Origin of the sequence: Chondromyces crocatus, assembly GCF_001189295.1 — a bacterium.
Lineage (GTDB): Bacteria > Myxococcota_A > Polyangia > Polyangiales > Polyangiaceae > Chondromyces > Chondromyces crocatus.
Genome location: NZ_CP012159.1, coordinates 1,741,370 through 1,761,979 on the forward strand (window position 1 = coordinate 1,741,370; position 20,610 = coordinate 1,761,979).

22 protein-coding genes are annotated in these 20,610 nt (G+C 70.1%); 14 read left to right on the top strand and 8 right to left on the bottom strand.

The genetic code is table 11. The features are described from left to right. Positions 1-96 precede the first annotated feature (96 nt). Together CMC5_RS06480 and CMC5_RS06485 are read right to left on the bottom strand one after the other, a co-directional pair. Complete coding sequence (locus CMC5_RS06480; RefSeq protein ID WP_050429591.1) at positions 97-966, bottom strand: hypothetical protein; 870 nt, start codon at positions 964-966, stop codon at positions 97-99. A gap of 625 nt (positions 967-1,591) precedes the next feature. Then, entirely contained in the window at positions 1,592-2,098 is a 507-nt protein-coding gene (locus CMC5_RS06485; RefSeq protein ID WP_050429592.1) for a riboflavin biosynthesis intermediates N-glycosidase, read from the bottom strand. A 97-nt stretch (positions 2,099-2,195) separates the two neighbouring features. On the opposite strand from CMC5_RS06485, the gene CMC5_RS06490 reads away from it, so the two are divergent. Next, complete coding sequence (locus tag CMC5_RS06490; protein ID WP_425394825.1) at positions 2,196-2,546, top strand: hypothetical protein; 351 nt, start codon at positions 2,196-2,198, stop codon at positions 2,544-2,546. Between the two features lie 75 nt (positions 2,547-2,621). After that, positions 2,622-3,191 carry an RNA 2'-phosphotransferase gene (locus CMC5_RS06495; RefSeq protein WP_050429594.1) on the top strand — a complete coding sequence of 190 codons (570 nt, stop codon included), beginning with the start codon at positions 2,622-2,624 and terminating at the stop codon, positions 3,189-3,191. Positions 3,192-3,226: 35 nt separating this feature from the next. Here CMC5_RS06495 and CMC5_RS06500 read toward each other — a convergent pair whose 3' ends face one another. The 3 genes from CMC5_RS06500 to glyQ all read right to left on the bottom strand — a co-directional run bounded on the left by CMC5_RS06500 (position 3,227) and on the right by glyQ (position 5,912). After that, positions 3,227-4,327 carry a hypothetical protein gene (locus CMC5_RS06500; RefSeq protein WP_050429595.1) on the bottom strand — a complete coding sequence of 367 codons (1,101 nt, stop codon included), beginning with the start codon at positions 4,325-4,327 and terminating at the stop codon, positions 3,227-3,229. After that, positions 4,324-4,833 carry a DUF4365 domain-containing protein gene (locus CMC5_RS06505; protein ID WP_050429596.1) on the bottom strand — a complete coding sequence of 170 codons (510 nt, stop codon included), beginning with the start codon at positions 4,831-4,833 and terminating at the stop codon, positions 4,324-4,326. The genes CMC5_RS06500 and CMC5_RS06505 overlap by 4 nt, the downstream gene beginning before the upstream one ends. Before the next feature lie 131 nt (positions 4,834-4,964). Further along, the gene (gene glyQ / locus CMC5_RS06510; protein WP_050429597.1) at positions 4,965-5,912 is read right to left on the bottom strand and encodes a glycine--tRNA ligase subunit alpha; all 948 of its coding nucleotides are present in this window, start codon (positions 5,910-5,912) and stop codon (positions 4,965-4,967) included. A gap of 226 nt (positions 5,913-6,138) precedes the next feature. On the opposite strand from glyQ, the gene nudC reads away from it, so the two are divergent. The 8 genes from nudC (at position 6,139) to CMC5_RS06555 (ending at position 15,092) form a co-directional block, all read left to right on the top strand. Further along, the gene (gene nudC, locus CMC5_RS06520; protein ID WP_050429599.1) at positions 6,139-7,038 is read left to right on the top strand and encodes an NAD(+) diphosphatase; all 900 of its coding nucleotides are present in this window, start codon (positions 6,139-6,141) and stop codon (positions 7,036-7,038) included. 4 nt (positions 7,039-7,042) lie between these two features. Continuing rightward, on the top strand, positions 7,043-8,545 hold the full coding sequence (locus tag CMC5_RS06525; RefSeq protein ID WP_050435747.1) for a phytoene desaturase family protein: 1,503 nt from the start codon (positions 7,043-7,045) through the stop codon (positions 8,543-8,545). 35 nt (positions 8,546-8,580) lie between these two features. Beyond that, entirely contained in the window at positions 8,581-9,303 is a 723-nt protein-coding gene (locus CMC5_RS06530; protein WP_063796496.1) for an FMN-binding negative transcriptional regulator, read from the top strand. A gap of 37 nt (positions 9,304-9,340) precedes the next feature. Then, positions 9,341-10,309 (top strand): alanine dehydrogenase, encoded by a 969-nt coding sequence (locus CMC5_RS06535; protein WP_050435748.1) that lies wholly within the window; start codon positions 9,341-9,343, stop codon positions 10,307-10,309. Between the two features lie 219 nt (positions 10,310-10,528). After that, positions 10,529-11,911: a cystathionine beta-synthase gene (locus CMC5_RS06540; protein WP_050429601.1), complete on the top strand. Its 1,383-nt coding sequence runs from the start codon at positions 10,529-10,531 to the stop codon at positions 11,909-11,911. Positions 11,912-11,921: 10 nt separating this feature from the next. Continuing rightward, on the top strand, positions 11,922-12,215 hold the full coding sequence (locus CMC5_RS06545) for an acyl carrier protein (protein WP_245678328.1): 294 nt from the start codon (positions 11,922-11,924) through the stop codon (positions 12,213-12,215). Positions 12,216-12,231: 16 nt separating this feature from the next. After that, entirely contained in the window at positions 12,232-13,986 is a 1,755-nt protein-coding gene (locus CMC5_RS06550) for an AMP-binding protein (protein WP_156338279.1), read from the top strand. Positions 13,987-13,988: 2 nt separating this feature from the next. Next, entirely contained in the window at positions 13,989-15,092 is a 1,104-nt protein-coding gene (locus CMC5_RS06555) for an acyl-CoA dehydrogenase family protein (RefSeq protein WP_050429603.1), read from the top strand. A 25-nt stretch (positions 15,093-15,117) separates the two neighbouring features. On the opposite strand, the gene CMC5_RS06560 is transcribed toward CMC5_RS06555, so the two are convergent. Next, a complete protein-coding gene (locus CMC5_RS06560) occupies positions 15,118-16,278 on the bottom strand; it encodes a M20/M25/M40 family metallo-hydrolase (protein ID WP_050429604.1) in 1,161 nt (386 codons plus the stop codon). A gap of 87 nt (positions 16,279-16,365) precedes the next feature. Between CMC5_RS06560 and argC the strand changes: the two genes are divergently transcribed. From argC to CMC5_RS06575, 3 genes are all read left to right on the top strand, one after another. Next, positions 16,366-17,421: an N-acetyl-gamma-glutamyl-phosphate reductase gene (argC, locus tag CMC5_RS06565; RefSeq protein WP_050429605.1), complete on the top strand. Its 1,056-nt coding sequence runs from the start codon at positions 16,366-16,368 to the stop codon at positions 17,419-17,421. Then, positions 17,418-18,269, top strand: coding sequence for an acetylglutamate kinase (gene argB / locus CMC5_RS06570; protein ID WP_050429606.1), 852 nt, complete (start codon positions 17,418-17,420; stop codon positions 18,267-18,269). The genes argC and argB overlap by 4 nt, the downstream gene beginning before the upstream one ends. Positions 18,270-18,408: 139 nt before the next feature. Next, complete coding sequence (locus CMC5_RS06575; protein WP_050429607.1) at positions 18,409-18,888, top strand: hypothetical protein; 480 nt, start codon at positions 18,409-18,411, stop codon at positions 18,886-18,888. Position 18,889: 1 nt separating this feature from the next. Here CMC5_RS06575 and CMC5_RS06580 read toward each other — a convergent pair whose 3' ends face one another. Continuing rightward, positions 18,890-19,498, bottom strand: coding sequence for a hypothetical protein (locus CMC5_RS06580; protein WP_050429608.1), 609 nt, complete (start codon positions 19,496-19,498; stop codon positions 18,890-18,892). Positions 19,499-19,713: 215 nt separating this feature from the next. Here CMC5_RS06580 and CMC5_RS06585 point away from each other — a divergent pair, with 215 nt between their 5' ends. Next, on the top strand, positions 19,714-20,169 hold the full coding sequence (locus CMC5_RS06585) for a hypothetical protein (protein WP_050435750.1): 456 nt from the start codon (positions 19,714-19,716) through the stop codon (positions 20,167-20,169). Between the two features lie 46 nt (positions 20,170-20,215). Here CMC5_RS06585 and CMC5_RS06590 read toward each other — a convergent pair whose 3' ends face one another. After that, on the bottom strand, positions 20,216-20,548 hold the full coding sequence (locus tag CMC5_RS06590; RefSeq protein WP_050429609.1) for a hypothetical protein: 333 nt from the start codon (positions 20,546-20,548) through the stop codon (positions 20,216-20,218). Between the last annotated feature and the right edge of the window lie 62 nt (positions 20,549-20,610).

A 20,610-nucleotide genomic window follows, 5' to 3' on the forward strand; every position in this document is an offset into this window, starting at 1 on the left:
CCACCCCGCCAGCCACTCGGGAAATCAGGCATGTCTCGCCGCTTCGGGCCTGACGTCGTTGCATCGAGAAGCGGGCGAAGTCACCGGCCGTGTGCATCAGGCTGCAGGAAGACGTCCCCTTGCGGCGTCGTCGGAGCGCTTCGCTTCCACGTTCTCCTTCGCCTTGCGTGGCCGAGGGCGTCGTGTGCGCGTGCGCCGCAGGCACTCCCGCAGCGACACCTCCTCGAACGAGCGCCGCAGCGCCGGCTGATCGAAGCACGCGTTCACGCCCGCGGCCCGAGCGTGCCGACCTCGCAGCACCGCGTAGGTCAGCAGCGCGTCGCGCAGGTGATGCGCCTCGTCTTGCCGCCGGATTCCCACGATGCCCAGAAGGTTCCGCTGTCCCGCCTGGGTCAGGAGCGCTTCCCCCTCCTCGATCCATGCTTCGGTCGCGCCCACCGCGACGAGTCGCGCCTGGTGCTCTCGGGCCGCGCCCACGAGCCGTCGCAGCGCGGACAGCTCCTCGTCGATCGTCCCCGAGCGGTTCTTGCTGGAGAGCACGGCCCGTGTCGCTGGCTCGTAGGCGAACGCCTGCGCCGCGTACGCCCGGAGCCGAGCGCGAAAGGGCCGGCTCGCCGCCACCACTTCTTTCACGGTGAGCGGGCGGTGGTTCCGGGCGCGGGTGCCCTCCAGAAACCAGAGCTGTGCGGTGTCGACCAGCCGGATGGCATCCCGGAAGCTCTCGCGCGCGGTGGCGCCATAGTTCACGGCGGTCAGCGCGTCGGCGTGCTGGGAGAGGAGCCGGTACAGCTGGCGCAGCGCGATCAAGGTGGCGTCGACCGGCTGATCGGGGCCCATCACCTCGTCGACGAGCGCGCCGAGCTCTGGCTGCGCGTGCTGCAAGAGCGCGGCGAATGCTTCCGGCGTGTCGATGGCGCGGGTCTCTTCGAGGACGGCATGCTGCGCGGCGGTTAACTCGATGGCCATGCTGCCCCTCCTTCGGGGGGCCCGACCCTGAGCGAACGATTCCGGTCAGGGGGGATTTGTCAGGTGTAAGTCGAGAACGGCCGGAGTCAACGGGTGGCGCTCTTTCCCGTCGGGGCGTGAGGCCCTGGCGGCTGGGTGGCGTGACCTGGCAGGCGGTGTGCGAAACCTGGCCGCGGTGCAACGTGACCCGGCAGGGTGAAAAGGTGACCCGGCAGGGTGAAACGTGACCCGGCAGCCCCGCCACCGGCTCCAGCATCCGCGCCAGGGATCCCGGCAGGCACGTCATCTTGTCCCGGCTGGGTGGGTGGTCTGACCCGTCACGTTCGGCCATCAGCCCGCCAGCCCCGGACGAGATGACCGAGGTGCCGGGACGATGTGCTCACCGTGCTGGTGTCATGCGTCAGCCGCGCCGGACCGAGGCGCGTTTCATGCCGGGTCTCGACGACCTGGGTGCCGGGATGGCCTGACCCGGACGCCGGGTGCCCCGCCATCCCTGCCGGGATCGCCGCGCCAGTGCACCGGGCACCGTCGCCAGGCCTGCTGGGGCGTGTCGCCGTCAGGTTTCGAGGCGTTCCTGCCAGGAGGGGTGGCGTTGCAGTGGGTCCTCCGGAGCCGACAGGTCTCGTCAGTGACGCCTTCCTTTGGGCGTGAGTCGTCCGTCCGACGGGTCAACAGGGCTCTCGACGGCTGGCGTGGCGCGCAGCGCTGCCCGCACCTCCATCAGGATCAGGCCGAGCCGGTTGAGCCCAGAGCCATCGTTCCCGCAGCCCCAGTAGAAGTCCGTGGGCGACGCCTCCACGAGCTCCGCATCCCCCGTGTCGAGCAGCGCACGCCGCAGCTCATCGTGTGTCTCGAACTTGCACCGCACCCCCCGCCGCATGACGTCGTCCTTGACCTCTTCCCAGTCGCACCGGAGCGGGTGCCCGCGATCGCGCCCGAGCCGCGCGGCGTCCTTCGGCTTGTGGGCGCGCTGGATCCGCACCGCGTGCGCCGGGTCCGTCTCCGTGAACTTCGCCGCCTGGAAGAAGTGCTCCACGGTCGGCCAGTAGGTGCCATCGAGCGCGACCCCGTGCGGGGAGAAGTTCGAGAGGAAGCCCCACTCGTCTCGTGGCAGGTAGAAGTAGATCGTCACCCGGTCTCTCCACGGCGACATGACGCGTCACGTCGTTCCGCAGCAGGATAACACTGCCCTCACGTCACGCCCCGCTCGGACGAGGCATGGTAGCCTCGTGCGCATGTTAACCGCCGAGCAGATCCTCAACGAGCTGATCCTCGATAGCCGCGTGTTCCTGCACTACACGAGCAGCAGCGGGCTGTCGGGCATCATGAAAGACGGCGTGATCCAGACCGATGGAAAGTACGCCGTGTATTTCAGTCAGGAGCCGATGAGTCCCGACGACGTGCACACCAAGCTGCTCATCGGCGCGACCACACACGAGGGCCGGGGTACGCACCTGCTCGTCATCCGCGTCGACTCGGGCATCCCGATCGAGACCACGGGCTACCACGAGGTGTGCGTTCGTCAGCGGATCCGCCTCGATCAGCACATGGTGCTCTACCACGGCCCGAACCCCTTCTGACGCCATCCGAGGAGGGTCGCCTCCGTCGCGCCGGGCCTCGACCCGCCCCGCAGGTGGGCTTATCCTGGCTCCTCGATGTCGAAGGAACGCGATTTTCTCGTCTCGCTGAGCAAGCGTGTCTCGCACGCCCTCCGCCATGAGCCCTGGCTCTACGAGCTGGAACTCGATCAGGAGGGCTGGGTCCTCGTGGACGACCTGCTCGACGCGCTGCGCGAGGATCAGGGCCCCTGGGCTGCGCTGAAGCGCAATGATCTGGCCCGGATGATCGCCTCGGCGGACAAGAAGCGCTACGAGCTCGAAGGCGATCGCATCCGGGCGCTCTATGGTCACTCGGTGCCGGACGTCCTGCGCCGCACGCCGGCTCTGCCCCCGATGACGCTCTTCCACGGCACGTCCCCCGCGGCGGTGGAGATCATCCTCGCCGAGGGCCTGAAGCCGATGCGTCGGCAGCATGTGCACCTGTCCGTCGACCGGGTTACGGCAGTGCAGGTCGGAAAGCGCAGAGCGATGCTGCCCGTGCTCCTCGCGGTGCAAGCGCAGGTCGCCCACACGGAAGGGGTCTCGTTCTACGAGGGCAACGACAAGGTGTGGCTGGCCGACGTGATCCCGGCGCAGTTCATCGCGGTGGTCGACGACGAAGGGTGAGCGCTCACGGTGCTCCGGCCCATGCTCGCAGCGCGTCAGGTGAGCATCTGGATATCAGCGGGTTTCTCGATGGTGCTGCTCTTCGGGCGCCGTTGCAGCAGGCCGCGGAGCGACAGGTAGCGTTGGCGTTTATGGGCCTCGATGGCCTTCTCGTAGCCGGTTGGATCGAGCGTGCAGCGTGTGCGGATCAGCTCCTCCCCGACCTGGAGGAGGAGCACCACCTCTCCTTCCAGCGCCCCGTGCTCATTGGCCTCGCCGCGCAGCTCGATCACCTTGCCGACGAAGCGATCTTGCCGCGGAGCACTCGGAGGACGCAGGCGCTGGCTGAGGTCCTCGAACATGGGGAAGAGGGCCCGGTCCACCTGCACGCGTGAGGGGATCTGCGGTGGGTTGACGAGCGGCGACCAGGACGCGCCCACCCAGAGATCGCCACGCTGATCGGCCGGCATCATCTCGACGAGCGCCTCGCACAGGTTGGCCGTGATGACGGGCGGCTCCGGACCATCGAGGAGTCGTTCACGCTCACCCTGCCGGAGCAGGGCGACGGCGCGGTAAATGGAATTGAGGAGCTGCGCCACCGCGCGCCGCGCGAAGGGCGCCATGGGATCGTCGACGGGCGGCGCGTCCAGGGGACAGAGCAGGGTGAGTACGAAGCTCCCGCGTTCGGTCTGCCCGAGCCGGCAGCGGTCCACGAACGCCTCGGCGCTCTTCAGCGTCATCCTGGGGTGAAATCGTGCGTCGGGTCGCTCCACGCTGCACGCCGACGCCAGCAGGGCGCGGCGAACTCCCGCGAGGAGGGAGGCGCCGTCGAGGAGGCCGAGGGTACCCTCCTCGCTGCCCTCGTCCGTGCGACCGACGCGGACACGGTCGGCGCGCGGGCAGGTGAGGTCGGCAAGGACGGCTTCCGGGCTCCTGGCTTCGGCCGAGGCGATTCGCTCGGCGGCCGTGGCGATGGCCTCTTCATAGTCCGCGAGCGAGCGATCGAGGGGGACGAGGACCTCGCGCCCTTCGTGCCGGAAGATGTCGACGTCGTCCCGGCGTGAGCGGGCACGCGTCCAGCCGCGGCTCGCAAGGTACTGCTGGAGGTCCGTCCAGTCGACCGAGGACGCGGTGAGAAAGGTCTGGTCCTGACTCATCGTAGGTCCTCCTGACGCGCTGCGCACCGCATGAGCCGCTCCAGCGTGGGCGGGTCGAAGATCTGATGACGGGGCAAGCGAACCGTCTCGCCTGTCTCATTCATCGTGGGGGTATGCCCCTTCAGATCGAGCCAGTAGCCACAGCGGCGCAGCACGAGCTGCTGTTCCGAGAGGTGGAGCCACTCCGCAGGATCGCTCGGGAGATGAACGACCACGAGCAGCCGCGGCGTCTGGGCTCGCTTGACCAGGTCGTGATGGTTCTTCCGCTTGAGAAAGAATGTGAGATCGGCATCCGAGGTCGGTGCCGTCGTGCATGCCTTCACTTGCAGAGCGAGCTCCGGGGAGCGCAGAACCGCCTCGGGGTCCCCGTCGTTGCGGAAGCCGAGCTTGACGTCAATGCTGTCGCGGTCCACGCGTGGCTGGTCGAAGGAGCAGCGCGCTCGTGTCGCAACGGCGTACACATAGGCCAGTGCGAGGTGCTCTTTGACGTCGTTATCCGTGAGCATCGTGGTGAGCCCGAGGGAGGGAATCCGGTCGGCAGGGTAACCTGCGGAGGTACTCCGTGCTGGGACTTCGCATCTCATGGCACTCGGGGCCATGGATCGAGTCGGCCCGGGCGCGGGGCCGCCCGGATCACTCACTCCGCCGCGATGGCGGCTGGCTGCTGGAGCAAGGGAAAGCCGGCGGCTTCGCGCTGGGCGAGGTAGGACTCGGCGACGGCGCGGGCGAGGGCGCGCACGCGGCCGATGAAGCGCTGGCGCTCGGTGACGCTGATGGCGCCGCGGGCATCGAGCACGTTGAAGCGGTGAGCCGCTTTCACCACGAAGTCGTACGCGGGGAGCACGAGCGCTTTCTGAGGGTCGATCACCGCGCCCTTCTTTGTGCGGTCCACGTCGCGCCAGAGCAGGCGGTGCGCCTCGGCCTCGAAGTGGTCGAAGGCGGCGAAGTGCTCGGTGACGTCGGCCTCCTCGAAGTTGTAGGTCGACCACTCCCACTCCGCGCGCTTGTAGAGATCGCCGTAGCGCACGATGCGGCCGCCGCTGTTCGAGTAGTCGAGGTCGTAGACGCTGTCCTTGTTCTGGAGGTACATCGCGATGCGTTCGAGGCCGTAGGTCAGCTCGCCGGACACCGGGCGGCAGTCGATGCCGCCGACCTGCTGGAAGTAGGTGAACTGCGAGATCTCCAGGCCGTCGAGCCACACCTGCCAGCCCAGGCCCCAGGCGCCGAGCGTCGGCGACTCCCAGTCGTCCTCGACGAAGCGGACGTCGTGCTTCAGCGGGTCGGTGCCGAGGGCGCGCAGCGACTCCAGGTAGAGGTCCTGGATGTCGATGGGACTCGGCTTGAGGATCACCTGGAACTGGTGGAACTGCTGCAAGCGGTTCGGGTTGTCGCCGTAACGGCCGTCGGCCGGCCGGCGGGACGGCTCGACGAAGGCGACGTTCCAGGGCTCGGGGCCGAGGGCGCGGAGGAAGGTGGCGGGGTTGTACGTGCCCGCGCCGACCTCCGAGTTGTAAGGCTGGACGATGAGGCAGCCGCGATCGGCCCAGAACTTCTGGAGGGTGAGGATCAGGTCCTGGAAGGTCATGGTCGGAGGGGGGCCTTAGCGCGGAACGCACCCGGCGGCGACCCCTGCCATGACGCGCCGTGACGACGAGCAAGCGCCGCGGGCGTCCGTGGTCACCGCGGTGTGGTGGTGCTCGGGGACGCTTGCGAGGAAGGCCGCCGACCGCGTTCGGTAGCACGTGTACCGGACGATCCCCGCCGCAGGGATCGGTTCGCAGGGGTGACGCGACGCGCTACGATCACGGGTCATGCCCTCTCGCTTTCGTTCGTCCGTGGCTCCCGTGCCGACGGCCGGCGTGCCCGGAGTCGCTCCGGTGCCGGCCACGTGGTTCGCGTTCCGTCACAACGACCTGCTCGTGCGTGACCCCTCGGGCTCCGAGGCCGCGATGGAGAGAGCGCCTGCGGTCGGCTGGGGCGTGTCGACGCACGACGCGCCGCTGGAGCTGCCGCAGGTGGCGGAGCTCTCGGCATTGGGGCTCTCCGTGGTGCGGCAGCAGGTGCTCGGCGTCCTCGATGGACAGCTCTGCTTCTCGGCGGAGCTGCCTCAGGACGCCAAGGCGCCCGAGGGGTACGCGTTCGTGTCGCTGCGGCGGCTGTTCGGGCGCGTCGACGTGGAGGTGTACGATGCCGCGGGGGTGGCGTTCCAGGTGCAGTACTGGGACCGTGTACACCAGGTGTGCAGCGCGTGCGGGGCAGCGCTGGAAGCCCGCGGTGACGAGCGGTGCAAGCGGTGCGCTTCGTGCCGGCTCGACTACTACCCGCGCGTCGCGCCAGCGATGATCGCGCTGATCGAGGACGGTCCACGGGTGCTGCTCACGCGAGGGCCGCGGTTCCCGCCAGGGATGTACGGGCTCGTCGCCGGGTTCGTGGAGCCAGGGGAGAGCCTGGAGGGGTGTGTGGCGCGCGAGGTGATGGAGGAGACGGGGATCGAGGTGACGGACATTCGTTACTTCGGGAGCCAGCCGTGGCCGTTCCCGCACCAGGTGATGATCGGGTTCACGGCGCGCTACGGGGGCGGAGAGCTGCGGGTCGATCCGCGCGAGCTGGAGGATGCGCGGTGGTTTCACCGGGACGAGATGCCTCCCTTGCCGCCGCCGATCAGCATCGCGCGCAAGCTCATCGATGCCTGGCTCGCGCGGGGTGCATGACGGCATGACGGAGACGGCCTGCGATGTGCTGGTGATCGGCGCGGGCTTCGGGGGGCTGGGGGCAGCGCTCGCGCTCGCGGAGCGCGGGGCGCGGGTGGTGGTGTGCGAGGCGCTGCGTTACCCGGGCGGGTGCGCGAGCACGTTCGAGCGCGGCGGGCGGAAGTTCGAGGCGGGGGCGACGCTGTTCTCGGGGCTCGGGGAAGGCCAGGTGTTTGCGCAGTGGCTCGGGCGGCACGGGCTGTCGGTGGAGGTGGACTGGCTCGACCCGGTGGTGGAGGTGCGATCGCCGGGGCTGCGGTTGCCGGTGTGTCGGGACCGAGCGGCGTTCGTCGCGTCGCTGTGCGCGCTGCCTGGTGCGCCCGAGGCCGAGCTGCGGGCGTTCTTCGCGCGGCAGGGACGGGTGGCCGAGACGCTGTGGGCGCTGTTCGATGATCCGGCGCTGTTGCCGCCGCTCGGCGCGGGGGCGTTGCTGCGGCATCTGGGACGCGCGGGGCGGTATGCGGAGCTGTTGCCGCTGATGGGTCGGTCGCTGGGAGCGGCGCTCGGGCGTGCAGGACTGGGGGCGTTCGCGCCGCTGCGGACTTACCTGGATGGGCTCTGTCAGATCACGGTGCAGTGCCGTGCGGACGAGGCGGAGGCGCCGTTCGCGATGGCGACGATGGACTACTACTGGCGCGGGACGGGGCACGTGCGCGGTGGGGTGGGGGCGCTCGCATGGGCGATGGTGGAGGCGGTACGGCGTGCGGGGGGCGAGGTGCGGATGGCGAGCCGGGTGAAGGGGCTCGCGCGCGATGGAGAGGGGTGGCGCGCGGAGACGCGGTCGGGGGTGATCCGGGCGAGGCATGTGGTGGCGAACCTCTTGCCGCAGGATGTGCGGGCGCTGCTCGGGGCGCCGCTCGGCGCGCTGCCGCGGGTCGATGCGCTCGCAAACGAGGTGGAGAGCGGGTGGGGGGCGGCGATGCTGTACCTCGTGGCGCGTGCGCCCGAGGGGGCGGGGGACGAGCCGGTGCACCTGGAGCTCGTCGCCGATCACGAGGCACCGTTCATCGAGGGCAACCATGTGTTCGTGTCGATCAGCGGCGCGGAGGATGAAGGGCGCGCGCCGGAAGGGCATCGGACGATCACCACGTCGACGCATGTGCCCCTTTCGACGCTGCGCCAGCAACCGAAGACGGAGAGCGCGGCCTACGTGGCTTCGGTGCAAGCGCGGATGCGGGCGACGATCGACGCGCTCGCGCCGGAGTGGGCCGCGGGGGTGGTGGAGGTGATGACCGCATCCCCGCGCACCTTTCAGCGGTTCACGGGCCGAGCGGGGGGAGCGGTGGGCGGAATTCCGAGGCGGGCAGGGCTCGGCCACTACCTGGGGGCGTGGCCGCGCGCGGTGATGCCTGGGCTCTGGATGGTGGGGGACTCGGTGTTCCCTGGGCAGAGCACGCTGGCCACCGCGGTGGGGGGACAGCGCACCGCCGCGCAGATCCTCCGTGCGCTCGACATGGCCGTGCCGTGACACCGGTCGGGCTCGGGGCTGGTAGCATCGCGCTGGTGTACACGCCCAGCCTGTTCCGAGAGGTCGATCAAGCGCGTCTCTTCGAGGTGATCGAGGCCAACTCGTTCGGCACGTTGGTGGCACAGACGCAGGCCGGAGGGCTGGAGATCTCGCATCTGCCGTTTCTGCTCGATCGCGAGGTGGGGACGCGCGGTCGGCTCCGATTCCACGTGGCGCGGGCGAACCCGATCTGGCGGGCTGCACTCGATGGGGGGCAGGTGGTGTCGGTATTCCAGGGGCCGCACGCATACGTGTCGCCGCGATGGTACGAGCGGCCCCACGAGCAGGTGCCCACGTGGAACTACGCCGTGGTCCACGTGCACGGGCGCGTGGAGGGGCCGCTCGAGCCGATGGAGGTGCGGCAGCTCCTCGACGACATGGTGGTTCACTACGAGTCGGAGGCGGGTGAGCCGCCGGGGGAGCTGCGGGAGCTGCGCGGGGCGCGGGAGCCGCGCTTCGGTGGGTGGGGGAAGGGGAACGGTGCGGGCGAGGGGGCGCCGTGGCGGATGGCAGACCTGGACCCGGGGTTCGTGGAGAGCCTGGTCGGGGGGATCGTGGGCCTTTCGATCCACATCGATCACCTGGAAGGCAAGTTCAAGCTGAGCCAGAACCGCGCGCCCACCGACCGCCGCCGCGTGATGGAGGCGCTGTCGGCCCGAGGTGAACCGGCGGATCTGGAGGTGCTGCGGCTGATGGAGGCGCCCGCGTCAGAGCACTGACTCTGGTAGGGTGCGGGCCGTGCCGGCACCCGAATCCCTGAAGACCCTCCTCCTCTCCAGAAACGACGTGGCCTCCCTCTTGACCATGGAGGCGACCCTCGCCGCCGTGGAGGCCGCATTTCTCGCACACGGTCGTGGCGAGGTGCAGATGCCCAGCAAGGTGTACCTCTCGTTCGAAGCGGAAGGGGGTGACCTGCGCGCGATGCCCGCGTACGCCGCCGGCGCTGCGGGCGTGAAGTGGGTGAACTCCCACCCGCACAACCCGGAGCGCTTCGGGCTGCCGTCGGTGATGGGGCTGTACATCCTGAGCGATCCGGAGACGGCGTTTCCGCTGGCGGTGATGGACGCGACGCTGATCACGGCGATGCGCACCGGCGCCGCCGCCGCGGTGGCCTCGAAGTTCCTGGCGCGCTCCGCGCCACGGACGGTGGGCTTCGTGGGCTGCGGGGTGCAGTCGCGCTACCTGCTCGACGCGCACCGCGCGGTGTACGGAAAGAGCTTCGAGGTGCTCGCGGCAGACGTTTCAGCCGAGGCGAGTGCGCGGTTCGCGGGCGAGGTGGGCGGGCGCGCCGTCTCGCTCGAAGAGGCGTCGGGCTGTGACATCGTGTGTACGTCGACGCCATGCCGGGCGCCGGTGGTGATGCGCGGGTGGCTGCGGCCGGGCGCGCACGTGAACGCGATCGGCGCCGACGCGCATGGCAAGCAGGAGCTGGACCCGGCCATCCTGCGGGACGCGCGTGTGGTCATCGACGACTGGGCGCAGGCGACCGAGAGCGGCGAGGTGAACGTGCCCCTGCACGACGGCTCGTTCACGCGCGAGGCGATCCACGCCACGCTGGGCGAGGTGATCGCGGGCAAGCGACCCGGGCGCGAGCAGGCCGATCTCACCGTGTTCGACTCCACCGGCCTCGCAGTCCAGGACGTCGCCGTCGCCCGGGTCCTCCATGACGCCGCGCGTGCTCGTGGCGTCGGGACGGCCTTCGATCTGCTGAGCCTCTCGCGGTAGGAGAGCGTACCCTGCATCAGGGGGTCCGTCTCGACGCTCGGCGGCGCGCAGAGAGCGTGGGGCGCGTGGGGCGTATGGCGCGCTGCGGCGAAGCGCGCAGGTTTTCGTCGCCCTGCTGACCCTGAAATCGTGTGGTTCTCCGCGCGTGCCGCACTTGCCGCAGGCGACGCGCTCGTCTCGCTTGTCGCATCGGCGCGCGCCGGCTAGAACGCTCGTGCCATGATGCGAGGCGCACTCAGCGACATCACGAAGGCCGTAGGGCACACGCCGATCGTCAAGCTGAACAAGGTCACGGAAGGCCTGGACAGCGAGATCTACGTCAAGTGCGAGTACCTGAACCCGGGCGGTAGCCACAAGGATCGGGTCGCGCTCAACATGATCCGCGACGCGGAAGCGGCGGGGCTCAAGCCGGGCGGCACCATCGTCGAAGCGACGAGCGGCAACACCGGCGCAGCCCTGGCGATGATCGCCGCGATCAAGGGGTACAAGTGCGTCTTCGTGATGCCGGACAAGATGTCGCAGGAGAAGATCTCCAGCCTGCGCGCGTTCGGTGCTCGCGTGGTCGTCTGCCCGACGGCGGTGGAGCCGGATGATCCGCGCAGCTACTACCAGGTGGCGAAGCGGCTCTCCGAGGAGACGCCGAACTGTTTCTACGCAAACCAGTACCACAACCCCTCGAACCCGGGCGCGCACTTCCTGTCCACCGGGCCCGAGATCTGGGAGCAGTGCGGGCACGAGCTCGACGTGTTCGTCGCCGGCATGGGCACGGGCGGCACCATCAGCGGCTCGGGCAAGTTCCTCAAGCAGAAGAAGCCCGACATCCGCCTGGTCGGCGTCGATCCCGTGGGCTCGCTCTACTACGACTACGTGAAGACGCAGCGGATCACGAAGCCGTTCTCGTACAAGGTGGAGGGCATCGGGGAGGACTTCTTCCCGAGCACGATGAACCTCTCCATCCTCGACGACATCGTGCGCGTCGACGACAAGGAGTGCTTCCTGACGACGCGTGATCTCGTGCGGCTCGAGGGGCTGTTCGTGGGCGGCTCGGGCGGCGCGGCGGTGGCTGGCGCGATCAAGTACGCGCGGCAGAGCGGGCGCAAGGAGAACATCCTGGTGCTCCTGCCCGACAGCGCGTCCAAGTACATCTCCAAGATCTTCAACGACGACTGGATGCGCGAGAACGGCTTCCTCGAAGAGGAGAAGGGCCTCGGGACGGTGCGCGACCTCCTGGGCAACCGGCCGGCGAGCGCGGTGGTGACCGTGGTCGGCTCGGCGAAGGTGCGCGACGTCATCGACCTGATGAAGTCGAACGGCATCAGCCAGGTGCCCGTGCTCGACGGTGGCAAGCTGCGCGGGATGGTGCACGAGGTGGATCTCCTGCGGCACCTCGTCGACGGACGCCGCACGCTCGACTCGAAGATCGGCGAGCTGGTGGAGAGCGACTACGCGACGGTGACGCCCTCGACGCGCGTGGAGCTGCTGAAAGGCGTGTTGAGCGACGCGAAGATCGCCATCGTGCTGGACAAGGACACCGTGATCGGGGTCGTGAGCAAGATCGATCTCATCGACTACCTGGCGCGCCGCGCCGCGCCCGCGGCCTGATGAGCGCGCGGTGAGCCAGCCCATGACACCGTCGTTCGACGACGTGCGGCGTGTCCTCCACGATCACCTGGTGCACGAGATCCTGCTCCGGCCCGAGCCGCTCGGGCCGGACACGGATCTCTTCGAGGCCGGCTTCGACTCGCTGTCGTTGACCCGGGTGCTGGTCTTCGTGGAGGACCGGTTCGGGCTCCGGATCCCCGACGAAGAGGTGGTGGTCGACGAGCTGTCGACGCTGGAGCGGATGGCTCGCTTCGTGACGGTGCGGATCGAGGCGGCTGCGGTGAGTGCGGGGGGTCGACGCTGAAGGAACCTTCGCTCTCGTGGCGCTGAGCGGCGCGGCAGGGGCGTCGCAAGGAGAGAGCACCGTGGGCTTGCCGCTTCGCCTGGAGGAACTCGCCGCGCGAGGCGAAGCGCCAGCGATCGTGTCCCGCGGGGGGGTGGTGAGCTACGTCGAGCTTTCGCGACGTGCGGAAGCCGTCGGCGAGGCGCTGCGGCGCGTGGGCGTTCACGCAGGCGATCGGGTGGCGCTGCTGTCGGCCGGTCGCGGCGAGGACGAGGCGGTGGCACTCGTGGGCGCGCTGTGCGCGGGCTGCGTGGTGGTGCCACTCGACGCAAGCGCGCCGGCGGGAAGACTCGCGCGGATCGTGGGCGCGCGCGGGTGTCGGGCGCTGGTGCACGATGCTGGGGCCGAAGGGCTCGTGGGGGGGCTCCTGTCGGCGAGGGGCGAGTCCGGTGGATTGGGGCGGGTGACGCTCGATGCGACGGGGGGCGTGCGCTCGGTGGAAGGGGGCGTGCGCTCGGTGGAAGGGGGCGTGCGCTCGTCGAAGGTGAAGGAGCGCTCGGTCGACGAGGGCGAGTTCTCGGAGAGGCGCAGGACGTCAGCTTCGGGAGAGCCGGCGGTGAAGCGGCCGGGGCATGAGGCAGGACCTCTCCCGGCCGTGGAGGCGCTGGCGTGCATCCTCCACACGTCGGGCAGCACGGGCGAGCCCAAGCCAATCCCGATCACCTGGGCGGGGCTCGATGCGTTCACGGGGTGGGCTGCGCAGCTCACGGGGCTCGGGCCAGGGGACCGGGTGCTGCGGGTCGCAGAGCTGATCTTCGACCTCGCCTGGTTCGATCACGTGGCGACGCTGCGCGTGGGAGCGACGCTGGTCACGGTGGCGCGGCGTGAGCTCCTGGCCGGGCGCGCGTTGCGCGAGGCCGTCGAGGCGCTCGAGCCGACGGTGATCTACGGCGTGCCGTCGCTGTTCATGAAGCTCGTGGCCGCGCTGCCGGAGGGAGCGTCCCTCCTGCCGGTGCCGCGGGTGCTCCTGTTCGCGGGTGAGGTGTTTCCACCGCGAGAGCTGAAGGCGCTGGCCGAGCGGGCACCTGGTGCGGCGCTGTTCAACCTGTACGGGCCGACGGAGACCAACGTCTGCACCTTCCACGAGGTGGATCGGAGGGCGCTGGACGGGGTGCAGGAGGCGCCGATCGGGCTGGCGTGCCCCTATGCGGACTGCTGGCTCGTGGACGAGGACGGGAGCGGGCGCAGGATCGAGGGGGCGGGGACGGGAGAGCTGGTCGTGGCGGGGGTGACGACGGTGGGCGGGGGGCCGTACGCGACGCGCGACCGGGTGGAGCGGGGCGCCGATGGGCGGCTCTACTTCCGGGGGCGCATCGATCGGATGGTGAAGATCCGGGGCTACCGCGTGGAGCCCGGTGAGGTGGAAGCGGCGCTTGCGGGGCACCCGGTGGTGAAGCAAGCGGCGGTGGTGGCGGTGGATGATCCGCGGCTGGGGAGGGTGCTTCGGGCATTCGTGGCGGTGGGAGAGGGCGAGGGGAGGCGGGGGCGCGTGACGGTGGGGGAGGCTCTGGCGGCGGAAGAGGCCGTGGCGGGGCAAAAGGCTGCGGCGGCGACTGGGGGCGTGGCATCCCAGGAGAGGGATGCGGAGGTGGCGGTGGATGGGCAGACGCTGAGGCGCTACCTCGCGGAGAGGCTGCCGCCGTACATGGTGCCGGAGCGGGTCGCACTGCTGCCGGAGCTGCCACGCACGTCGACGGGGAAGATCGACTACCGCGCGCTGATGGAGGGGTGAGCATGGACTTCGGGTGGCGTGCCGAGCAGCGCGAGGTGTACGAGCGGATGCGCGCCCTCGGGGCGGAGGCGGATGCGACGGTCGCGGACGGGCGGATGGCGATCCTGTGCCGTGGTGGCGTGCTGGGGCTCGCCGTGGACGCGGAATACGGGGGCGGTGGGCTCGACCTGGTGACGACGGCGCTCGCTTACGAGGGGCTCGGCGCAGGGCTGCGCGATGGCGGGGTGCTGCTCGCGGCCGGGGCCCACCTGTTCGGGGTGGCGCTGACGATCGCGCGGGTGGGGACGCCGGAGCAGCGCCGCGCGTGGCTGCCGCGGCTCGCGACGGGGGAGGTGATGGCCACGATCGCGGCCACCGAGGCCGACGCGGGATCGCACATGGCGGCGGTCGAGGCGCGGGTGCACCACCTGGAGGGTGGGTTCCGGCTGACGGGGGAGAAGCGGTTCGTGACGTGGGCCGATCGGGCGGGGTTGTTCCTGACGCTCGCGCGGGACGATGGGAAAGAGCACGGGCTGACGACGTTGCTGGTGCCGCCGGGGCCCGGGGTGGTCTGCGGGGCGCTCCTGGAGACGGCGGGGCTGCGGGGGGCGCGGGTCGCACCGGTGCGCTTCGCGTGCGAGGTGGGCGCTGAGGCGCTTCTGGGCCGTGAAGGTGCGGGGCTCGCGGTGTTCCAGGTGGCAATGACGTTCGAGCGGGCGCTGATCCTGGCGTTCCGGATCGGGGCGATGGAGCGGGCGCTGGAGGAAGCGGTGCGCTTCGCGCGGGAGCGACGGCCGGGCGGGCAGTCGATCGGGCGACACGACGCGGTGGCCCACCGGCTGGCGCGGATGAAGCAACGGCTCGAAGCGTCGCGGTTGCTGGTGTACCGGGCGGCGTGGGAGCTGGACCAGGGGCACCGCGCACAGTCAGAGGCGGCGCTGGCGAAGTGGCAGCTGGCGGATGCGGCGCTGGCGTCGGCCCTGGATGCCGTCGCGCTGCGCGGGGGCGTGGGCTACCTGGAAGACGGGGGCCTGCCGAGCGCGGTGGATGACGCGCTCGGGGGGACCATCCACTCGGGGACGCCGGACGTGCTGGCGACGATCGTGGCGCGCTGGCTCGGCGTTTGAGGGTCTCGTGTCGAAACCAGGGCGATCAGGGGCGGGCGCGGCCGAGGAGGAAGGCGGCGAGGGCTTCGGCCTTGGGGACGAGCGAGGCGATCTCGATCTGCTCATCCTTGGTGTGGAAGCCGGTGCCGCGGGGGCCCATGGCGTCGATGCTGGGGATGCCGATCTCCGCGGTCGAGCTGGCGTCGGAGCCGCCGCCGATGAGGGCCGCTTCGGCATGGCCGAGGCCCGCGGCGCGTGCGTGGGCGGCGTACTCCTGGAAGAGGGCGACGTTCGCATCGGTGCGCTCGAGGGGAGCGCGTGCGATCCCGCCCTGAACCGTCACCGTGGTGCCCGGGACCTCGGCGGCGGCGGTCTTTGCGGCCTCCTCGAACGCAGCGACCGTGGCCTGCCCGTCGACGAGGCGCACATAGCGGAAGTCGACCTGGGCCTCGGCGTGCTCGGGGACGGTGTTCTTGCTCGTCCCGCCGGAGATCTTGCCCACGTTCACCGTGACACCGCGGTCGTAGTCGGTGAGGCGCTGGGCGTGATCGATGAACCGCGCGAGGGCCCAGATGGCGTTGGCGCCGTCCTTGTGGTTGGCGCCGGCATGGGCGGCCTTGCCCTCGACCTCGACGTGCACCGCGCCCGTGCCCTTGCGCGCGGTGATGATCGCGTCGGCCTTGCGGCCTGCCTCGAAGGCGAGGGCACACGCCGCGCCCCCGAGTTCGCGGTGCAGGATCGCGCGTCCCTCGGGGGAGCCCACCTCCTCGTCGGAGACGATGGCCAGCCGCACGGGGATGCGCGGAAGCTCGCCGATCTTCGCGAGCACGCGTAGCGCCTCCAGCATCACGACGAGGCCACCCTTCATGTCGAGGACGCCAGGACCGCGTGCCAGCTCGCCGTCACGCCGGAAGCCCTCGAAGATGCCGGGCGGGAACACCGTGTCGAGGTGCCCTACGAAGGCCACGAAGCCCTCCTTCGCGCCCCGCGCGGCGTCGCTCTCGCCGATCCAGTGGGTCGCGTAGCGCGTGCTCGCGATGGAGCGCGCATGCATTCCCGGGATCGCGCGGATCTCGGCAGCGAGCAGCGCCCCGACGGCGTTTCCGCCCTCGATGTTGTCCGTGAAAGAGTTCACCTGGACCAGCCGCTCGATCAGCCCGAGCATGGCATCCGTCCGCCCCGCGAGCGCCTTGCGAATGCGTTCCATGACGGCAGGAGCATCGCACGCCGCACCCCGAGGCGACCAGATCCGACCCCCCTCCCCTCGCGCAGGCGGCGGTGCTACGCCCATGTCATGAAGCGCTTCAAGGCGTCCATCATCGGCGGCAGCGGTTACGGCGCTGCCGAGCTCATTCGTCGCATCTTGATCCACCCGGAGGTCGAGCTCGTCCGGGTCGCCTCGATCGACTACGTCGGGGAGCTGCTGTCCGCGGCTCACCCGCACCTGGAAGGGCGCACGGAGCTGCGCTTCGAGAAGCTCGAGCCGGAGGAGGCGGCAGCAGGGTGCGACGTCGTGCTCCTCGGGTTGCCGCACAAGGTGGCGGCCAACGTGGTGCCACGCCTGCTGAAGAACACGCAGGCGAAGATCGTGGATCTGTCGGGCGACTTCCGGCTGCGTGACGTGGCGGCCTACGAGAAGTTCTACGGGGGCAAGCACCCGGCGCCGGAGCTGCTCGACGGAGCGGCCGTGTACGGCCTGCCCGAGCTGAACCGGGAGGCGATCCGGAACGCGCGCCTCGTCGCGTCGCCGGGCTGTTTCGCGACGACGATCCTGCTCGGGCTCTTGCCGCTGGCGAAGGCGGGGTTGCTCGATGGATCGGTGGAGACGGTGGGGATCACGGGGTCGAGCGGGAGCGGGGTGGCTGCATCGGCGACGACCCACCACCCGGTGCGCGCGCAGAACCTGCGCACGTACAAGCCGCTGTCGCACCAGCACATGCCCGAGATCACCGAGACGATCACCTCGGCGGGCGCGCGGAACTTCGGGATCAACTTCGTGCCGGTGAGCGCGCCGCTCACGCGAGGCATCTTCGCAACATCGTTCGCGCGCATCGACGCGTCGGTGCCTACGGAGCGGGTGGGCGAGGCCTTCGCGGCAGCGTACGAGGGCGAGCGCTTCGTGCGTCGGCCGAAGAAGCGGCTCCCCGAGGTGGTGGCCGTGGCCGGCACGAACTACGCCGAGGTGGGCTTCGAGCTGGGTCCCGTGGAGGACGGGAAGCGGACGGTGGCCTGCTTCTCCGCGATCGACAACCTGATCAAGGGCGGTGCAGGCCAGGGAATCCAGTCGATGAACCTGGTGCTCGGGCTCGATGAGGCGCTGACGCTGGAGGATCCGGGAGGCTACCCGTGAGCGGGACGCTGAGTTCTTCGCCGGATGGCTTCGAGGGGACGCTGGTCGTCAAGCTGGGCGGCGAGGTCGTGGGTGGGCCTTCGCTCGCGACGATCGCCGAAGATCTCGCCACGCTGAGCGGGGCGGGAGCGCGCATCGTGGTCATCCACGGAGGCGGGCCGCAGGCGACGAAGCTGCAAGAGCAGCTCGGGCTCCCGGTGCAGAAGGTGGCCGGGCGCCGGGTGACCGACCGGGAGACCCTCGAGGTCATGAAGATGGTGGTCGCCGGCAAGCTCAACGTGGAGCTGTGCGCGGCGCTGGTCGCGGCCGGCGCGCAGCCGGTGGGGCTGCACGGAGCGAGCGGTCCGGTGATCGTGGCCGCGCGGAGGCCACCGCGGGTCTACCCGGGCGCCGGGCCGGATCCCGTGGACCTGGGGTTCGTGGGCGACGTGATCAGCGTGAACCGCGACCTGCTGAACCTCTTGATGCGCAACAGCTACCTGCCGGTGGTGGCGTGCATCGGGGCCGGGCCGAACGGGCAGGTCTACAACATCAACGCGGACACGGTGGCGAACCGCCTGGCCGTGGAGCTGGGCGCCGAGAGCTTGCTCATGGTGAGCGACGTGCCCGGCGTGCTGCGCGATGTGGAAGACCCGAGTTCGCGCATCCAGAAGCTGACCCGCGCCGAGGGCCACGGGCTCGTGGAGAGCGGGGTGGTGAGCCGCGGGATGATCGTGAAGCTGGAGGAGTCGTTCGACGCGCTCCGCGACGGGGTGCAACGGATCCACATCCTCGGTCAGCTGAAGCCCGGCGACCTGGCGCGCGAGGCGCGGGAGCCTGGATCGGTGGGCACGGTGCTGCTGCCGTGAGAGGCATCGACCCGGTGCGGCTGGCGGATCGCCTGCCTGCGCCGGGGGCGTCCCCGAGCGCCCTGTCCTCGTGAGTGGCGCGGCTGGAGAAGGCAGGTAGGGTCGAGGAAGGAAACCACAGGGTCGAGGTCGGTTCGTCATGTCGATTCGCCAGCGCGACTACCTTCTCCGGATGATCGATCAGCTCGCCCACGCCATCGGCCGCGCGATGTTCGCGCGCAAGGCCGGCAACCTGGAGGAGGCGCAGCAGATCGTGCAGGAGACGGCGGATGGGCTGCTCGGGCCGGTCCGCGCCATGGTCGAGAAGGTGGACGCGTCGAGCGCGGCGCTGCTGCTCGGCAGCCACGAGAAGATCACGGCGTATGCGCTGCTGGTGGCCGAGGAGGCGATGATCCAGGAGGCGGCGGGAGAGCCGCGCGCGAAGTCCAGCCACCGTCGGGCGCTGGAGCTTCACCTGGAGTCAGCGCGTCTCGGCAAGGAGGTGTCCGAGGTGGCGCTCACGTCGATCGAAGCGCTCCATGGGAAGGTCGACCTGGAGCGGCTCGCGCCTCGTTACCGGGAGGTGCTGGACCGCCTCCCGAGACCAACACCATCGGATCCAGACGACGGCCCGGGGTGACTCACCCGCCGAACGTGCAGCCCTCGATGTCGAGCGTCATGTCCTTCTGGGGCTGGCAGATGCCGCAGCCCTCAGGGGGGTGATTGAACACGAGCTGACCGCAGGTGATGGTCAGCTTCATGTCGCCGCCCTGGGTCGTGTCGATGTCGCCGGTCACCTCGACCGTGCAGGGGTTCGGCGTGGTCGAGCAGGCGGCGTTCGGGTAGCTCTGGATGAGGTAGCTGTCGCTGCAGCCGGTGTCGGGCACGACCAGGTTGGCCAGGACCTGGACGGGGCCGTCGGCGGCGCCGTCGCCGCGGTAGCGGCCAGGGCCGTTGAAGTCGCGCAGGCGGACGGTGAGGCTGTCACACGTCTCGCTGGTGACCTGGACCAGCAAGCCGTCGGTGGACGAGTAGCTGCACTGCGCGGGCCCGCTGAGGCTGCGGACCACGGGGACGCCTGCGGAGAAGAAGTCGGAGCAGGTGAGGTCGATCTGCCCGTCGCCCATCGCAGGTTCCTCGTCGCCGCAGACCTGGGTGCCGTCCGCGAGGGTCCTGCAGGTCTCCCACTCGCAGCTCGCCGCGCCGAGGAGCGAGAGAAGGGCGGAGGCGACGACAAGGGTGGCTCTCATCAGGGGCTCATACTGCCGGACCTCGCGTTTTCTTCCCAGATGTAGCGGCAATTTCATCGAGGGGACGGCGGGGACGGTTGTGGGCGACCAAAGGGGCCGCTGCTGCATCCGATGCAAGACAGGCCGGGGGGGCAGGCTGCCGCGCGCGTCGAGCAGGCGTGTGGACGGCGCCTTCCTGTACGCTCGGGCCTGCCGGACAGGGCGGTGTGGCGAGCATGGAGGAGAAGATCAGCGCGTGGCTTGCCTATGCGAGCGCCCATCGAGGACAGATCGCCTGGGGCGTGGGCTTGTTCCTCGTGTCGTTGCTCGGCTCGCTGGCCCTGGTGACGTTCGTGCTGGTGAGGCTGCCGGTCGACTACCTCAGCTCGACCGAGGAAACGCCGTTCATGCAGGGGCGCCACGCGGGGCTCCGGTTGTTCGCCCGGATCGGCCGGAACCTGGCGGGGGTGGCGCTGGTGGTCCTCGGGGTGCTGCTCTCGCTGCCAGGGGTGCCCGGGCAGGGGGCGCTGACGATCCTCATCGGGATCATGTGCCTCGACATTCCGGGCAAGCGAAAGCTCGAGCACAAGATCCTCGGTCAGCCGCGGGTGTTCGCGAGCGTGAACAAGCTGCGTGCGCGGTTCGACAAGCCGCCCCTGGAGCCGAAGCGAGACGACGAAAAAGAGCGCTGAGCTGGCGTGGCGGTGACGTCGCGGCGGTGACGTCGTGGCGGTGACGTCAGGCGGCCGGCGGTTCTTTCGGGGCTTCGTCGGGCGTCGCCTCCGATGCGGGAGGGGCGTCTCCAGCTGGTGCTTCGGGCAGTGCTTCCGAGGTCGTCGTGGTGCTGGCTGTCTCCGAAGTGCCGCCCGTCTCTGTGGCGCCGCCTGCCGTAGCTGGAGCAGGGGATGCAGCCTCTTCCTTGCTGGTACGCACCTGGTGCCAGACGTAGAGCGCGACGGTGAGCGCTGCCGCCATGCCGGCGGAGACCCACTGGCGGGGGAGGAGGAGCAGCGTGCTCGCCGAGAGGGCCGAGCCGATGAGCGCTCTCCGTTCGCTGGCGTCGAGCTTCACGGGGACCTGGGAGGGCTCGTAGTCCCGCCGACGGGCTGCCGCAACTGCGAGGCCTGCTGCGC

Excerpts from the sequence above, each read along its gene's own strand:
- CMC5_RS06480 (WP_050429591.1), bottom strand. The coding sequence starts at position 966 with ATGGCCATCGAGTTAACCGCCGCGCAGCATGCCGTCCTCGAAGAGACC.
- CMC5_RS06495 (WP_050429594.1), top strand. The coding sequence starts at position 2,622 with ATGTCGAAGGAACGCGATTTTCTCGTCTCGCTGAGCAAGCGTGTCTCG.
- CMC5_RS06500 (WP_050429595.1), bottom strand. The coding sequence starts at position 4,327 with ATGAGTCAGGACCAGACCTTTCTCACCGCGTCCTCGGTCGACTGGACG.
- CMC5_RS06505 (WP_050429596.1), bottom strand. The coding sequence starts at position 4,833 with ATGCTCACGGATAACGACGTCAAAGAGCACCTCGCACTGGCCTATGTG.
- glyQ (WP_050429597.1), bottom strand. The coding sequence starts at position 5,912 with ATGACCTTCCAGGACCTGATCCTCACCCTCCAGAAGTTCTGGGCCGAT.
- nudC (WP_050429599.1), top strand. The coding sequence starts at position 6,139 with ATGCCCTCTCGCTTTCGTTCGTCCGTGGCTCCCGTGCCGACGGCCGGC.
- CMC5_RS06525 (WP_050435747.1), top strand. The coding sequence starts at position 7,043 with ATGACGGAGACGGCCTGCGATGTGCTGGTGATCGGCGCGGGCTTCGGG.
- CMC5_RS06540 (WP_050429601.1), top strand. The coding sequence starts at position 10,529 with ATGATGCGAGGCGCACTCAGCGACATCACGAAGGCCGTAGGGCACACG.
- CMC5_RS06555 (WP_050429603.1), top strand. The coding sequence starts at position 13,989 with ATGGACTTCGGGTGGCGTGCCGAGCAGCGCGAGGTGTACGAGCGGATG.
- CMC5_RS06560 (WP_050429604.1), bottom strand. The coding sequence starts at position 16,278 with ATGGAACGCATTCGCAAGGCGCTCGCGGGGCGGACGGATGCCATGCTC.
- argC (WP_050429605.1), top strand. The coding sequence starts at position 16,366 with ATGAAGCGCTTCAAGGCGTCCATCATCGGCGGCAGCGGTTACGGCGCT.
- CMC5_RS06575 (WP_050429607.1), top strand. The coding sequence starts at position 18,409 with ATGTCGATTCGCCAGCGCGACTACCTTCTCCGGATGATCGATCAGCTC.
- CMC5_RS06580 (WP_050429608.1), bottom strand. The coding sequence starts at position 19,498 with ATGAGAGCCACCCTTGTCGTCGCCTCCGCCCTTCTCTCGCTCCTCGGC.
- CMC5_RS06585 (WP_050435750.1), top strand. The coding sequence starts at position 19,714 with ATGGAGGAGAAGATCAGCGCGTGGCTTGCCTATGCGAGCGCCCATCGA.